Annotated in this window: 23 protein-coding genes; 16 read left to right on the top strand and 7 right to left on the bottom strand. The window is 34.2% G+C overall.

Annotation, left to right across the window (positions count from 1 at the left end; all coding sequences use genetic code 11):
* Positions 1-179: 179 nt before the first annotated feature.
* From BBG48_RS08675 to BBG48_RS08650, 6 genes are all read right to left on the bottom strand, one after another.
* Positions 180-611 (bottom strand): dUTP diphosphatase, encoded by a 432-nt coding sequence (locus BBG48_RS08675; RefSeq protein ID WP_068913980.1) that lies wholly within the window; start codon positions 609-611, stop codon positions 180-182.
* Positions 608-1903, bottom strand: coding sequence for a GTPase HflX (gene hflX / locus BBG48_RS08670; protein ID WP_068913981.1), 1296 nt, complete (start codon positions 1901-1903; stop codon positions 608-610). Before hflX ends, BBG48_RS08675 begins: the two co-directional genes overlap by 4 nt.
* A gap of 23 nt (positions 1904-1926) precedes the next feature.
* Positions 1927-2205: a GNAT family N-acetyltransferase gene (locus BBG48_RS08665; RefSeq protein WP_068913982.1), complete on the bottom strand. Its 279-nt coding sequence runs from the start codon at positions 2203-2205 to the stop codon at positions 1927-1929.
* A gap of 250 nt (positions 2206-2455) precedes the next feature.
* On the bottom strand, positions 2456-3457 hold the full coding sequence (locus BBG48_RS08660) for a tyrosine-type recombinase/integrase (protein WP_068913983.1): 1002 nt from the start codon (positions 3455-3457) through the stop codon (positions 2456-2458).
* 65 nt (positions 3458-3522) lie between these two features.
* Complete coding sequence (locus tag BBG48_RS08655) at positions 3523-4017, bottom strand: Ltp family lipoprotein (RefSeq protein WP_068913984.1); 495 nt, start codon at positions 4015-4017, stop codon at positions 3523-3525.
* Positions 4018-4044: 27 nt separating this feature from the next.
* Entirely contained in the window at positions 4045-4701 is a 657-nt protein-coding gene (locus BBG48_RS08650; RefSeq protein WP_068914110.1) for a LexA family protein, read from the bottom strand.
* 149 nt (positions 4702-4850) lie between these two features.
* Between BBG48_RS08650 and BBG48_RS08645 the strand changes: the two genes are divergently transcribed.
* Entirely contained in the window at positions 4851-5060 is a 210-nt protein-coding gene (locus BBG48_RS08645) for a helix-turn-helix domain-containing protein (protein WP_068913985.1), read from the top strand.
* A 74-nt stretch (positions 5061-5134) separates the two neighbouring features.
* Positions 5135-5296 carry a hypothetical protein gene (locus BBG48_RS11030; protein ID WP_158527924.1) on the top strand — a complete coding sequence of 54 codons (162 nt, stop codon included), beginning with the start codon at positions 5135-5137 and terminating at the stop codon, positions 5294-5296.
* Here the strand turns inward: BBG48_RS11030 and BBG48_RS08640 are convergent.
* The gene (locus BBG48_RS08640) at positions 5293-5541 is read right to left on the bottom strand and encodes a hypothetical protein (protein WP_068913986.1); all 249 of its coding nucleotides are present in this window, start codon (positions 5539-5541) and stop codon (positions 5293-5295) included. The two genes, BBG48_RS11030 and BBG48_RS08640, sit on opposite strands and share 4 nt — an antisense overlap.
* A gap of 166 nt (positions 5542-5707) precedes the next feature.
* Between BBG48_RS08640 and BBG48_RS08635 the strand changes: the two genes are divergently transcribed.
* The 14 genes from BBG48_RS08635 to BBG48_RS11020 all read left to right on the top strand — a co-directional run bounded on the left by BBG48_RS08635 (position 5708) and on the right by BBG48_RS11020 (position 12053).
* Positions 5708-5920 (top strand): hypothetical protein, encoded by a 213-nt coding sequence (locus BBG48_RS08635; protein WP_116170961.1) that lies wholly within the window; start codon positions 5708-5710, stop codon positions 5918-5920.
* Entirely contained in the window at positions 5871-6095 is a 225-nt protein-coding gene (locus BBG48_RS08630; RefSeq protein ID WP_066538508.1) for a hypothetical protein, read from the top strand. Before BBG48_RS08635 ends, BBG48_RS08630 begins: the two co-directional genes overlap by 50 nt.
* Positions 6096-6274: 179 nt before the next feature.
* On the top strand, positions 6275-6559 hold the full coding sequence (locus BBG48_RS08625) for a hypothetical protein (RefSeq protein WP_068913987.1): 285 nt from the start codon (positions 6275-6277) through the stop codon (positions 6557-6559).
* Positions 6560-6611: 52 nt separating this feature from the next.
* Positions 6612-7004 carry a hypothetical protein gene (locus BBG48_RS08620; protein WP_068913988.1) on the top strand — a complete coding sequence of 131 codons (393 nt, stop codon included), beginning with the start codon at positions 6612-6614 and terminating at the stop codon, positions 7002-7004.
* 2 nt (positions 7005-7006) lie between these two features.
* Positions 7007-7276 (top strand): hypothetical protein, encoded by a 270-nt coding sequence (locus BBG48_RS08615; protein ID WP_068913989.1) that lies wholly within the window; start codon positions 7007-7009, stop codon positions 7274-7276.
* 36 nt (positions 7277-7312) lie between these two features.
* A complete protein-coding gene (locus BBG48_RS08610) occupies positions 7313-7666 on the top strand; it encodes a helix-turn-helix domain-containing protein (protein WP_068913990.1) in 354 nt (117 codons plus the stop codon).
* A 19-nt stretch (positions 7667-7685) separates the two neighbouring features.
* Positions 7686-8870, top strand: a complete 1185-nt coding sequence (gene dcm, locus BBG48_RS08605; RefSeq protein WP_068913991.1) for a DNA (cytosine-5-)-methyltransferase — start codon at positions 7686-7688, stop codon at positions 8868-8870.
* Between the two features lie 194 nt (positions 8871-9064).
* On the top strand, positions 9065-9202 hold the full coding sequence (locus BBG48_RS11025) for a hypothetical protein (RefSeq protein WP_158527923.1): 138 nt from the start codon (positions 9065-9067) through the stop codon (positions 9200-9202).
* Positions 9203-9229: 27 nt separating this feature from the next.
* A complete protein-coding gene (locus tag BBG48_RS08595; protein ID WP_068913993.1) occupies positions 9230-9649 on the top strand; it encodes a hypothetical protein in 420 nt (139 codons plus the stop codon).
* Positions 9646-10482, top strand: a complete 837-nt coding sequence (locus BBG48_RS11315) for a MazG nucleotide pyrophosphohydrolase domain-containing protein (protein ID WP_243446773.1) — start codon at positions 9646-9648, stop codon at positions 10480-10482. The genes BBG48_RS08595 and BBG48_RS11315 overlap by 4 nt, the downstream gene beginning before the upstream one ends.
* A 134-nt stretch (positions 10483-10616) precedes the next feature.
* The gene (locus BBG48_RS08585) at positions 10617-11048 is read left to right on the top strand and encodes a hypothetical protein (protein WP_068913994.1); all 432 of its coding nucleotides are present in this window, start codon (positions 10617-10619) and stop codon (positions 11046-11048) included.
* Positions 11049-11051: 3 nt separating this feature from the next.
* Positions 11052-11327: a hypothetical protein gene (locus BBG48_RS08580; RefSeq protein WP_068913995.1), complete on the top strand. Its 276-nt coding sequence runs from the start codon at positions 11052-11054 to the stop codon at positions 11325-11327.
* 288 nt (positions 11328-11615) lie between these two features.
* Entirely contained in the window at positions 11616-11801 is a 186-nt protein-coding gene (locus BBG48_RS08575; protein WP_147292843.1) for a hypothetical protein, read from the top strand.
* 99 nt (positions 11802-11900) lie between these two features.
* Positions 11901-12053, top strand: coding sequence for a hypothetical protein (locus BBG48_RS11020; protein WP_158527922.1), 153 nt, complete (start codon positions 11901-11903; stop codon positions 12051-12053).
* The last annotated feature ends 71 nt before the right edge of the window (positions 12054-12124 follow it).

Here is a 12124-nt window from a genome sequence, read left to right as displayed (position 1 = left end):
GGTACTGTACCCATCATGGGCAGTTATAGTAGATGACATATACAATCCTATATTCTTATCATTATTTGGTAGCTTAATAACAGGAATGTAATTTTTTAAAATCCTAAATGTAGATTTTTTCTATTTAATAAATAAGAGAACTAAAAAAATCGGTCATTTGACCGATTTTTTTAGTTCTCTTATTTTGTACCGGTAGAGCCGAAACCGCCACGATTTTCATATCCAAGATGTTCGACTATTTCTACGTCCACGTTTTCCATTTTTTTAACTAAACGGAATTGACATATCCTGTCGCCTTTTTCTATAGTAGTATCTCTCATGGCTAGCACTGGCACCATCCACCAGTCTTCATCGCCACAGTATGAGCTGTCTATCACTCCGACTGAGTTAGTCTGCAAAATGCCGAATTTGTCATATGTAGAACTTCTAGGTGCTACATGTGCCTCATAGCCTTCAGGGAGTTTCATTGCAAAGCCTAGTTGTATTTTGCAAGACTCAAATTGTTTTAAAGTTTTTGTTTGTGCAGCTCTTAAATCAATCCAGTCTGATTTACCTTCTACAAATTTAAAATCCTGACAAGGCTCATCCTTGTACTTTACTTTTATTTTCATTTTTTCTCCGCAATAATATATTCTTTATATATATTAATATCCTGTTGATCAATATTGAGCGTAATATTTACACTATCCTCATCATATGTTTCTTCAAATTGATACTTTGACTTTAACTGAGCTAAAATATTGGAGTCTTTATATGGGATTTTCATATCAACTTTTTTTCTTGAGGCTAACAATATTTTTTCTATTTCAAAGTATAATTTGTCAAGATTGTATTTTTTAGTAGCAGATATTATTACGAATGGGTCGTCTACTGCTATTTGAGTTTCGTAGTTTAGCTTATCTGCCTTGTTAAAAACATACAAAATCTTTTTATTTTCAACACCTAATTCGGATAAGACTTTTTTTGTGGTCTGCATTTGTAGCTGATATTTTTCGTTAGATAAATCTACTACGTGTAAGAGTAAATCAGCATATCTGACCTCTTCCAAGGTGGCTTTAAATGACTCTACAAGGTCATGGGGTAGTTGCGATACAAACCCGACTGTATCAGTTAAAAGTATGTCTAGGTTAGATGGTAATGTGCATTTTCTAAGTGCTGTATCTAATGTTGCAAAAAGCATATCTTTAGCAAAGACTTCTTTTTCCTTGTCATAATCCTTGTTAAGCTTAATCATTTCATTTAAAATTGTAGATTTTCCTGAGTTTGTGTAGCCTACTAATGCCACTAGCGGTAGTCCTGACTTGGAGCGTTTTTGACGCTGGGTCATTCTATTTCTGTCCACTTCTTCTAGGCTCTTTTTTATCTCTAGTATTCTTCTGTCGATATGTCGTCTATCCGTCTCCAGTTTTTTTTCGCCCGGACCTCTTGTGCCTATTCCACCTCCCAATCTCGAAAGCGATGTGCCTACGCCGATTAGGTGAGATAGGTTGTATTTTTGTTGTGCAAGCTCTACTTGGAGCTTGCCTTCTTTACTTAGAGCTCTTTTTGCAAATATATCCAAAATAAGCATGGTTCTGTCAATTACTCTAACTCCACTTATTTGCTCAAGATTTTTAATCTGTACTCCTGAAAGCTCATCATTAAAAATGATGGTATCACATTCCATATTTTGTGCAATCTGACCTATTTCCTCTGCTTTTCCCTTACCTATAAAGTAGGCGGCGTCATAGGTATCTTTGTTTTGCACAGATGTAGCTACTACCTCTGCACCGGCTGCCTGAGCCAGTTCTTCAAGCTCTTTCATAGAGTCGTAAATATCTATGTCGGAGTTATTTTTTGATTTTGTGGTGATGTTAATTCCTGCAAGTACGACTCTTTGTTTTATATTGCTATCGGTTTCCATTTAAACACCTGCCAATTTTATAATTAGCCTACAAAAATGTCCTTATATTCGTCTTTTGTTGTAAATAGTTTTAGTGCATAAGTACAAGTTGAAGCTAGTTTTATATTATTATTTCTTGCGTTTTCTACTACTTTGTCTACCAATTTTCTTGCGATACCTTGACCTTCATATCCTTCTGATACAATTGTATGGTCGATTATCCATATCTTTTCTGATTTTGAAAAATGGCTATAGCCTATGACTTTTCCTCCATCTATTGCCTCTGACTGATGTTTTTCTTCGTTAAATTTAATATCTATCATGATATGTCTCCTTATACTAACTTACATAAGAAAATGTAGTATTATTTTTCATTATAAATTTTTTTGTATCAGAGAGCAACACAAATTTCTTTTCAATATTTATACTATAATTTTCAAAGTAAGTTAGTATTAAATTAAATATTTTTGATTATATATTTAATTTATACCATTAATAAAAAACGCTTAAAGATATTGAAAAATACATATTTATTTTTAAATCGGCAATAAATCGTCAAAAATTTTTTTTATTTTATTCGTTTATTATTTTTTTGTATGCTTTTTCTTGCTCGATTTTTGATGTTTGTACGTATGTGTTTACGAATGTTTCGAATTTATCTCCTAGTATTTCGCTGGCAACTTTTAGGTTTATGTTTTTTGCTACTAGGTTTGTTGCGTAGGTGTGTCTGAAGCAGTGGAATGATGTGTTGTATTTTTTCAGCTTGTATTCTGTTTTTTTTGCTGTTGTTGTGTCAAATATGAAGCCGTCTATGTTTTTTATTTTTATTTGTTTTATTTCGTTGTATAGGTTTTGTGGTATTGGTATTTGTCTGTATCCGTTTTGTGTTTTTAGGGTTGTTATGGTGCCGTTGTATTTTTGTCTTGTTACTGTTATTATGCTGTCTTTTATGTCGTCGTATTTTAGCCCTAATAGTTCGCTTTTCCTCATTCCTGTGTTGTACATCATTTTGATTAATAGTTTTTCTTTTTTGTTTTGTATGTTTGATAGTATTGTTTGGTATAATTCGGTGTCTATATATTTTATTCTTTTGTCTTGTCTTTTTTTGTTTGTTCTTGGTATGTTGACGGGGTTTTCTTTTATTATTTTTAATTCTTTTTTGCAAAATTCGAAGTATGTTTTTATTGTTTGTATTTCGTTTTTGTAGTAATGTCCTGTTTCTTGCATACTTTGTATGAGGTTTGTTATTTGGATTGGTTTTATTTTTGATACTTCTATGTTTTGTATGGGTTCTAATATTTTTAGTCTTGTTTTTATTATTTCGTATGAGCTGTATTTTACTATGTTTTTCTTGTAGTTTAGGTATATTTCAAGTGCTTGGGATATTGTCATTTCGTTTGTTTCTATGCCGTTTTGTTTGTCTTCCATTATGCTGTATTGTTGTTTTTCTGCCCACTGTTTGGCTTGTTTTTTTGTCTTGAAGCCTTGTTTTGATTTTTGTTTCCATTTGCCTGTTTGTTTGTAGCTTATTATTGCTTGTATTGAGCCGTCTTTTTCTCTGTAGGTTATGTTCACTTTTTCTCTCCTTTCTTGTAGTTTTTGACGGTTTTTTTGTATTTTAAAAGGGTATTGCTACCCTTTTATTCTAAATTATTTATTGCGTATTGTGCTTCTTCTTCTGTGAATTGCTCTCCATACTCTGAAACAAGCTGATCATAAATGGCTTGCTTTGACATGGACATATCATTTTGATAGGTTTTAGCTTTTTTAAGAGCATTTTCTTTAAAGTCTGCATTTACATTATCTACAGCATATTGTGCTGCTTCTGCAGGAAACTGTTCTCCGTATTCGCTTGTCAATTGCTCATAAAGTCCTTTTTTCGACATATACATTGTATCTGAATATGTTTGTGCTTTTTTCAGTGCGTTTTCATATTCTTTTGGAACGCTTGGTGCTTCCGGTTGTTCTTGTTCTTTTGGCTCTTGTACTTGTGCTGTTTCTTGTTGCGTTGCTTGTGTTTGGTTGTTTGGTTCTTCTGTTTTTGGGAAAAGGACACTTATAACTATCATTATTAAAAAGAAAATTCCTATTCCTTTTAATATTTTTTTCCCTTTACTTTGTTTTTTTTCTTCCATTGCTTCCTCCTAAGTTTTTTATTTATTTTAAAATTTTCTTCTTGCTTCCAACAGTTTACCTACTATCCTTACAGGCAGTTCTCTTACTTGTTCCCATGTATAAAAGAGTGTTTCGTACTCTTCGTTTATCGGGTGGAGCTCTAAGCCTTTTTTTGTGTTTTTTATTATTTTTAATGTTGCTGTTTCGTTGTCTATTGCAACTACGGCTATATCTCCGTTATCTACTGTACATTGCATTCTTACTATTATCACGTCGCCGTCATGTACTTCGGGTTCCATGCTTTGTCCGTGTACTTTTATGGCGACTATCGGGTCAAATCCGTTGAAATATTTTTCTTCGACGTATTCAAATTCTGCTATGTCGTCTATGTCAATATAATCTGAGTCCATGTATGTTGGGTATCCGCCTGATGCAGTTCCGTGTACTAATACTCTTCTTGTTTTTGCCGGTCTTTGTTTTGGGATTGGTTTTTTGTCTTTTTCTTCTTCCCAGCCCATCAGGTATGCTGGGGTTGTGCTTAGTGCTTGGGCAAAGTCAACTATTTGTGATTGATTTATGTCTCTTAGCCCATTTTCTATTTTATTTATTGTTGAACGTGATTTGTATCCGACTTTAAAAGCTAGTTGTTCCTGTGTCATGCCAAGTTGCTCTCTTAATTGCCTGATTCTTTCATATACTGTCATAGAATCACCTTCCTTTACAAATATATAATACATTAGTGTTTCTGCTTTGTCAATTAAAATTAACTTTTTTTAAAATTGCAGTTGACAAAATAGAAACAAGGTGATAATATCTTTTTGTAGCCAAAAAGGAAACTACAGAAAGGAGAGATATGACAAATTCAAAAAAACTAAAGGATAGTATTAAAAAATCCGGCTATAAAATGGGTTATTTAGCGAATAAATTAGGGTTGAGTAGACAAGCTTTGTCGAATAAGATAAATAACATTACTGACTTTACTGTTAAAGAAATGCTCACTTTATCTCAGATACTTGCTCTAAATGATGAGGAAAGAAAAGAAATTTTTTTAACCTACAGGTAGACAAATAGCCAACAAAACGACGACGCAATTAGTATTGTTTTAGTAAAGTAGTTCAAGCGAAAGGGGTGGGGTTGATGAGCTTGATAAAAAGGAAAAGTCCTTTTCAAAATGAAATAGATGTTATATATCAAAAGGCGGTTAAAAGCTTAGAAAAGGCTAAAAGAGAATTGGAATGGTACGGCTCATCTGACAAGCTGAAAAAGGTCAAAAGAGCCGTATGGGTTATAAAATTTTAGTCTGAAGTTATTGATACTATGTTTTTAACATTATAAGCGGTTAGTCTATTTGAGCTTAAACAAAAATAATCGCAGTGCAATATAGTATCAAGTACTGAGGGCAACAGATTTTCGTGAGTATGTTTTTCGAGTGTTTTAAATGTGCTTATGCTTGAACCTGCGTCTGTTTTTACAATAGGTATTAAGCAATCTGTTTCGTCAATTGTCAAAATGCTGTTGTCATTAAATTTGATTTGAATCTTCATATGCAATCACCTCCTTTGAGATGATTATAGCACAAATGAAAGGTGGTGAGGTTATGAGTGAAAAAAGACCGACCAGAAAACAAAAGGAACTGATAGCAAAGCATAAGCTACATCAAAGGAGCAGTAGATATAATAGCCCACATTTTAAAGCATATAGGCAAAGAAGATGGGGCTTAAAACTGTTTTATACATTCCTTATAAAGACTTTAAAGAAAAATTAAAGCTTACTAGGAAATACAAGAAAGAAGGTTATTACGTTGAAGATTGGGGCGACGGTATATATTGCTTCAAGATAGACGGATACAAAAGAAAAGGAAGGGGCAAAAACAATGGAAAAATCTTTAAAGAAGTTAGCAGCAAAGATAAGACAAGCATTTAAGAAACTAATAATCACTATTAGGCAAGCTTTATGCAAGCATAAAGAAACAGAAAAAGTAGTACAAGATTCAGTATTTAAAAGGATAAGTGGCGAAACCGTCTACATTCGTTGTAAAAAGTGCGGAAAAATTTTAGACAGTATCAACTACGAATACGAGGGCTTCGGCTACAAATAAAGGCGGTGGAAAATGAAATATAAAGTAATAGCACATTTAGACTTTACGGAAGACGTGTTGGAACTTGACGACGATCTAACAGAAGAGGAAGTAGAAAAAGAGTTATACGAATATGTATGCAGCTTTTTCGATTGGAACTACAAAAAGGTAGAAGAAGACTAACAAGGGGGCAAGGAAAGATGAAGAAAGCCACAAAAGAAGAATTACTAAAATTAGGATTTAAGGAAGAAGAACACGAAGAGGAAAAATGCTTATCACTAAAACTTAATAAAGGAAAAGACAGATTCTACCACTTTCTAAGATGGTATGAAGACGAACCAGACAAGTTTTATATTGACGAAGTTTTAATAAGCAAAATAAAAACAATTTCCGAAGAAGATTTCTTAGTTAATACAAACAATCTAACAACAAACGCCATAGAACACTATAAGCAAATAATGGAGAAATTAGAAAAAGCTAATTAAGTTACCGCTTTTAAAAATAAAAGATTGATACAAAAGAAAGGGGCAAGGTCAAGTGATATTACCAGAATTTAGGATAATTAACAATTTTACAGGCGAAGAATACGAATCACAGGAAATAAAAATAATTGATTATACCAACCAAATTATAAAATATTCAAAATTCGACGAAGAAGGAGAGATGGACCTTGAAGACGCAAGCTTCATATATACAAAAGCTACAAGCGATCTTCAAGAAGATATTTCAAATTGGGTTACAAACAATAAAGAAGAGATAGAAGAAAGCATATTAAAAGCGACAAACAAAACACTAAACCAATACACAGAAAGCGGAATAACATTTGATATTACGGACGAAGTAGACAAAGATGAGTTAGTTACACAGATTACAGAAGATATTATACAAGGAATATTAAATGTTATTTCAACTTATGAACAAGAGGTGTAGAAATGATTAAACCAACAAAGCCAATAGAAACATACGAAGACTACGGATTTAAGAAGTGCAAGGGGGAATACGGTAAGCACGGCTGTTATTACTTATGCGTAGCTAGAGGTTGCAAAATGATATTTTTAAGTAAAGAACTTTTAGAAATCATACCTTGGGAAGAAACCGACCCAAGAATACACGCACAACCAAATTGTAGATATAGAGATATAAGAACAGCATTAGATATTGTTTGTCAGTTGGTGATGCATGGGTTGGTAATGGTTGAATAGTAGGAGAAAAATAATTATAAAAAAGCGGGTGATGATATGTCGGGTGTTCTTTATACTGTCAAGGAGCTTGCTGAAGAGCTTCATATAAGCGAGGTTACGGTCAGAAGATATATTGCCGATGGCAAGCTAAAAAGGGTCGATAATCTTTCCGGTGTGAGGGTGTCAAGGGAGGAGCTGTTGAGGTTTAGGGGCGATAATGATGTTAATCCGCTTTCGCCTTTTGAAAGAAAAAGGCTGGAGCTTATCATACAGCAAAAGCAGGCCGAGATTGGGAGGCTAAGGACGATATTGTCGAAGTTCATGGCTTATTCAGCTGAATACGCTATGTATCTGAATGATGTGGAGGCTGTAGGAGATAATGCAAGCTTAGCAAATGTTAAAAAAGCGTAAGCCTTAGAGGGTTGAAAGAATGAATATATTAAGTCTATTTGATGGAACGAGTGCAGGAAGGCTTGCAGCGCAAAGGGCAGGTCTTCCAATTAACAAATACTACGCAAGCGAAATTGACAAATACGCTATAGCAGTATCTAAAAAGAATTACCCGGATATTATTCATCTTGGCAATGTAGAAGATTATCAAGAATGGGATATAGATTTCGGCAAAATTGATTTACTTTTAGGCGGCAGCCCTTGCCAAGGATTTTCAATAGCAGGAAAACAACTTAACTTTGAAGACCCAAGAAGCAAATTATTTTTTGAATACGTAGAGATCTTAAAGAAAATAAGAGAAAAGAACCCGAATGTTCTATTTTTACTTGAAAACGTAAGAATGAAAAAGGAATTTCAAAACATTATTAGCGAACATTTAGGAGTAGAGCCAATAGAAATAAATTCTAACTTAGTATCGGCACAAAATAGAAAAAGGCTTTATTGGACCAACATTCCAAACATAAAACAGCCAGAAGATAAAGGAATAATGCTTAAAGATATAGTACACGAAAAGGCAGATATTGATTTCGCAGTTAGTGAAACTTGGTGCAAGTGGTTCAAAAGAAAAGCCCAATACTACATAGATAAAAGCTATGTAGCAGTAAGCCCAGAAAAAGCTATCACAATGACAGCAAGGCAAATAATGAGTTGGAACGGCAATTTTATTTATGAGTGTTTAGAAGAATATATAGTACCATTCGACAAAACATTAAAGATCCTTGAAAAAGAAGTAGAAAAAGGCAAGGTGGGATATTTCAAAACCGACAGCCAAGGCAACAGGATTTATTACATTCACGATAAAGCCGTTACACTATGCGGGCAAGCGGGCGGAAGAGGTGCAAAAACAGGGCTTTACTTATTCGGTTGTATAACACCGGATAGAGTAAACAAAAGGCAAAACGGACAGCGATTCAATGAGGGGCAGAAGTTTTATACACTTACAGCCCAGGACAAACACGGAGTATTGGTGGAAGGATATATAAGGAAATTAACACCTATCGAATGCGAAAGACTACAAACACTACCGGACGACTACACAAACGCAGAAATAGACGCAAAGCCTATAAGTGATAGTCAAAGGTACAAAATGCTTGGCAATGGGTGGACGGTAGGCGTAATAGCTCATATTTTGAAAGGAATTAAAACTGAAAATGAGCAAATTTAAAAAAATATTATTCGCTACAGACGGAGAAATTTTAGAAGTGTCAATAAAAGGAGAATTTCACCAAGCGACCTGTAAGCACGAATTTAAGAAGGGGAAGCTTATCAGAGGGACAAGCGCACAAAACCTATTAGCAGCCAAAAGAAGTAAGGATATAACAATGTGCATTAAATGCGGAAAAGGAAAGGCGAAAGAAAATGGACGCAAAAAAGTTTCTAAAAAAACTCTATGAGCTTGCAGGAAAGGCAGCAGGGGCAGAAGTAAAAGTAATATCAATCACAGAAAAGACGGCAGAAGTACAAGGGAATTTGGCTGTAAATAAAAAGATAGCCTAAATATAAAAATATAAGAAAGGAGCTTCTATGGATAAGCAAACATACACACTTGAAGAGTACAAGAAAACTAATAATATGATGTGGGTCAATGATACATTATTTCAAAATATAGATGATTTTATAGATGATTTAGCTTGGGAAATGAATTTAGAAGAGCTTAAACATTACAGACTACCAAAGATTTACGCAACTACAAAACATACTATAGATATAGACGAAACGGATATAACACAGAGATTGGAAGAACACCCGGACGCATACGAAGACTACGAAATAAGCACAGTAGGGTTGGCCTTCATAAAGAATTTTGTTAGAGAGTATAACGAAAAGTACGCGGATTGTAGCTACACGGTAGAAGAAACAGAAATAAAACTAACGGAAGCGGAAAAAGAATATATGCTGTCAAGAATAGGAGAAATAATAAAAGAAAGGAATAAAAAACAATGAAATTAGAAGAGGTTAGAGCAGGACAAGTATTTAAGTATGCAGGCTTTGAATGGGTAAAGCTTGCAGCGGAAAACGGAGCTACTTTAGTAATACTTAAAGACGTTTTAAAAGAGCTGCCATTTAATGAAGATAAAGAAAATAATTGGAGCAAAGCAACATTAAGAAACTATCTAAATGAAGACTTCTACGAAACTTTATTAGAAAACGGAGCAAAGGAAGAAGATCTAATTAAATTTAGTAGGGATCTAACTTCCGACGACGGAATGAAAGACTACGGAGAAGTGGAAGACTTAATAAGCTTAATAACCTGCGACGAATACAGAAAATATAGGGAACTGATACCAAACGCTACGGATTGCTGGTGGGCCTTAACCCCTTATAGTTGTTTATCGTCTCATTCGTACTACGTCCTCTACGTCGGTACCGACGGTACCTTGGGCTGGGACTGCGCGTGCTATGGCAGCGACGTCCGCCCGCTTTGCAATCTGAAATCGGATATTTCGGTATCTACAGATGAAGAAAAAGAAAAAGAAAAAGAAGATATAACAGCTTTAATAAAACAATGGGCGAAAGATAGAGAACTTGACAAGGCGGATCCTAAAGCCCAAATGGTTAAGTTGATAGAAGAATTAGGAGAATTAGCGAACGGAATAAATAAAGACAAGAAAGAACAGATAATAGACAGCATAGGCGACACCTACGTGGTATTAACGATTCTGTCTATGCAATTTAACTTAAATATCGAAGACTGTATAACAGAAGCATACAACGAAATAAAAGACAGGAAAGGAAAAATGGTAAACGGAATTTTTGTAAAAGAAAGTGATCTATAAAGAGATGAAAAATGGAACAGAGCGACACAAAGAAAGTACCAAACCTGCAAATAATGGAGAAATTAGAAAACGCTAATTAAATTACCGCTTCTAAAAATAAAAGACGGATACGAAAAAGAAAGGGGCAAAGGCAAATGATATTACCAGAATTTAAAATAATTAACACCAACACAGGAGAAGAAATCAGAGCAGGAGCGATAGCAAATATAGACTATGTAAGCGAAACGATTAAATATGTCGCCATAGGAGAAAATAGAATAAACAAAACAACTTCACACGTTTCATTCACAGATAAAACACTAGACCTAGAGGACGCAAAGTTTGTATACACAAAAGCAATAGAAGATATTCAACAAGATATATCAGATTGGGTTGTAGATAACAAAGAGGAACTAGAGGAAGGAATATTAAAGTCAGTAAATGAAGTTTCGAAACAATACTTAAAGGAAGGGACCGTGTTTAATATTACGAACGTAGTTGATAAACACAATTTAGTAGAGGAAGTGGCAGCAGATATCGTACAAGGGTTGTTAAATGTTATTGCAACATATGAACAAGAGGTGTAACTGATGATTAAGCCAACAAAACCAATAGAAACATACAAAGATTACGGCTTTAAAAAGTGTAAAGGCGAATATGGGAAAAATGATTGTTATTACTTATGCGTAGCTAGAGGGTGCAAAATGATTTTTTTAAGCAAGGAATGTGTAAGTATTTTAGATTGGGAAGATAAAGATCCAAGAATACACACTAAACCCAATTGTAGATACAGCGACCAAAGAACAGCGTTAGATATAGTTGTAGAACTAGCGATATATGGGCTTGTATCGACTCTCGCCCTTTGAAAGAAAAAGGCTGGAGCTTATCATACAGCAAAAGGACGATGAAATCGAGAAATTGAACGGTATTTTATCAAAATATATGTTGTATTCGGCTGAATATGCTATGTATTTGAGTAATAGAAATGAAAATGTTAATTAAAGGTGAGGGGTAATGATGAGATTATTTAAATTTATGAAAAGCTTAAAGAGGAAAAAAAGGCTTAAGGACAACTTTATCAAAAATAATGAGGAGTTTAACAGGTATGTTATGAGTCAGTGTTTAAAGAAAATGTAAAAATGGGGGGGGTTCTAATGAAGGTGGAGGCTGTAAAGGTATCTTTGTCTAAAGATGAACTGAATGCACTTGTTATAGCAACGGAGGATTGGCTGGAGTCTCAAAGGGACGTAGAAGTGGATAGTAAAGAGGACGAGGAGTTTAAGTGTTTGATGCAAGATTTATATAATTGTTTAGGGGATTTATATTCGGGGACTTTTTAAATAAGGGGGTGGCTACTTATTAAGAATTTTAAAGATATTAAGGCGGGCGATGTCATCTGTATAGAGTCTATTAAATATAAACTCTACAAAAAAGAGGTTATGCTTAATCGTGATGGCTGCCTGCTGTTAGAAGACGGCAGGAAGATAACTAGGGGGCAATATGAGGTTTTATGTATTACTGATGCTATTGAGGTCAGATGCGATGAAAAAAAAGAAAAGAGCTCTTGCATAAGACTGCAAAAGCTCCAATGAAGCTAGATATACTCTAAATATCACATTTAGAGAGGTCATTTAGAGTATATCCTATAATTTGAAAAATGTCA

The sequence above is a fragment of the Criibacterium bergeronii genome, from assembly GCF_001693775.2.
Lineage (GTDB): Bacteria > Bacillota > Clostridia > Peptostreptococcales > Filifactoraceae > Peptoanaerobacter > Peptoanaerobacter bergeronii.
The sequence above is the reverse complement of the archived record's forward strand: the minus strand, read 5'-3'. Positions and strand labels throughout refer to the sequence as shown.

Excerpts from the sequence above, each read along its gene's own strand:
- BBG48_RS08675 (WP_068913980.1), bottom strand. The coding sequence starts at position 611 with ATGAAAATAAAAGTAAAGTACAAGGATGAGCCTTGTCAGGATTTTAAA.
- hflX (WP_068913981.1), bottom strand. The coding sequence starts at position 1,903 with ATGGAAACCGATAGCAATATAAAACAAAGAGTCGTACTTGCAGGAATT.
- BBG48_RS08665 (WP_068913982.1), bottom strand. The coding sequence starts at position 2,205 with ATGATAGATATTAAATTTAACGAAGAAAAACATCAGTCAGAGGCAATA.
- BBG48_RS08655 (WP_068913984.1), bottom strand. The coding sequence starts at position 4,017 with ATGGAAGAAAAAAAACAAAGTAAAGGGAAAAAAATATTAAAAGGAATA.
- BBG48_RS08650 (WP_068914110.1), bottom strand. The coding sequence starts at position 4,701 with ATGACAGTATATGAAAGAATCAGGCAATTAAGAGAGCAACTTGGCATG.
- BBG48_RS08645 (WP_068913985.1), top strand. The coding sequence starts at position 4,851 with ATGACAAATTCAAAAAAACTAAAGGATAGTATTAAAAAATCCGGCTAT.
- BBG48_RS11030 (WP_158527924.1), top strand. The coding sequence starts at position 5,135 with ATGAGCTTGATAAAAAGGAAAAGTCCTTTTCAAAATGAAATAGATGTT.
- BBG48_RS08640 (WP_068913986.1), bottom strand. The coding sequence starts at position 5,541 with ATGAAGATTCAAATCAAATTTAATGACAACAGCATTTTGACAATTGAC.
- BBG48_RS08635 (WP_116170961.1), top strand. The coding sequence starts at position 5,708 with ATGGGGCTTAAAACTGTTTTATACATTCCTTATAAAGACTTTAAAGAA.
- BBG48_RS08630 (WP_066538508.1), top strand. The coding sequence starts at position 5,871 with ATGGAAAAATCTTTAAAGAAGTTAGCAGCAAAGATAAGACAAGCATTT.
- BBG48_RS08625 (WP_068913987.1), top strand. The coding sequence starts at position 6,275 with ATGAAGAAAGCCACAAAAGAAGAATTACTAAAATTAGGATTTAAGGAA.
- BBG48_RS08615 (WP_068913989.1), top strand. The coding sequence starts at position 7,007 with ATGATTAAACCAACAAAGCCAATAGAAACATACGAAGACTACGGATTT.
- BBG48_RS08610 (WP_068913990.1), top strand. The coding sequence starts at position 7,313 with ATGTCGGGTGTTCTTTATACTGTCAAGGAGCTTGCTGAAGAGCTTCAT.
- dcm (WP_068913991.1), top strand. The coding sequence starts at position 7,686 with ATGAATATATTAAGTCTATTTGATGGAACGAGTGCAGGAAGGCTTGCA.
- BBG48_RS11025 (WP_158527923.1), top strand. The coding sequence starts at position 9,065 with ATGGACGCAAAAAAGTTTCTAAAAAAACTCTATGAGCTTGCAGGAAAG.
- BBG48_RS08595 (WP_068913993.1), top strand. The coding sequence starts at position 9,230 with ATGGATAAGCAAACATACACACTTGAAGAGTACAAGAAAACTAATAAT.
- BBG48_RS11315 (WP_243446773.1), top strand. The coding sequence starts at position 9,646 with ATGAAATTAGAAGAGGTTAGAGCAGGACAAGTATTTAAGTATGCAGGC.
- BBG48_RS08585 (WP_068913994.1), top strand. The coding sequence starts at position 10,617 with ATGATATTACCAGAATTTAAAATAATTAACACCAACACAGGAGAAGAA.
- BBG48_RS08580 (WP_068913995.1), top strand. The coding sequence starts at position 11,052 with ATGATTAAGCCAACAAAACCAATAGAAACATACAAAGATTACGGCTTT.
- BBG48_RS08575 (WP_147292843.1), top strand. The coding sequence starts at position 11,616 with ATGAAGGTGGAGGCTGTAAAGGTATCTTTGTCTAAAGATGAACTGAAT.
- BBG48_RS11020 (WP_158527922.1), top strand. The coding sequence starts at position 11,901 with ATGCTTAATCGTGATGGCTGCCTGCTGTTAGAAGACGGCAGGAAGATA.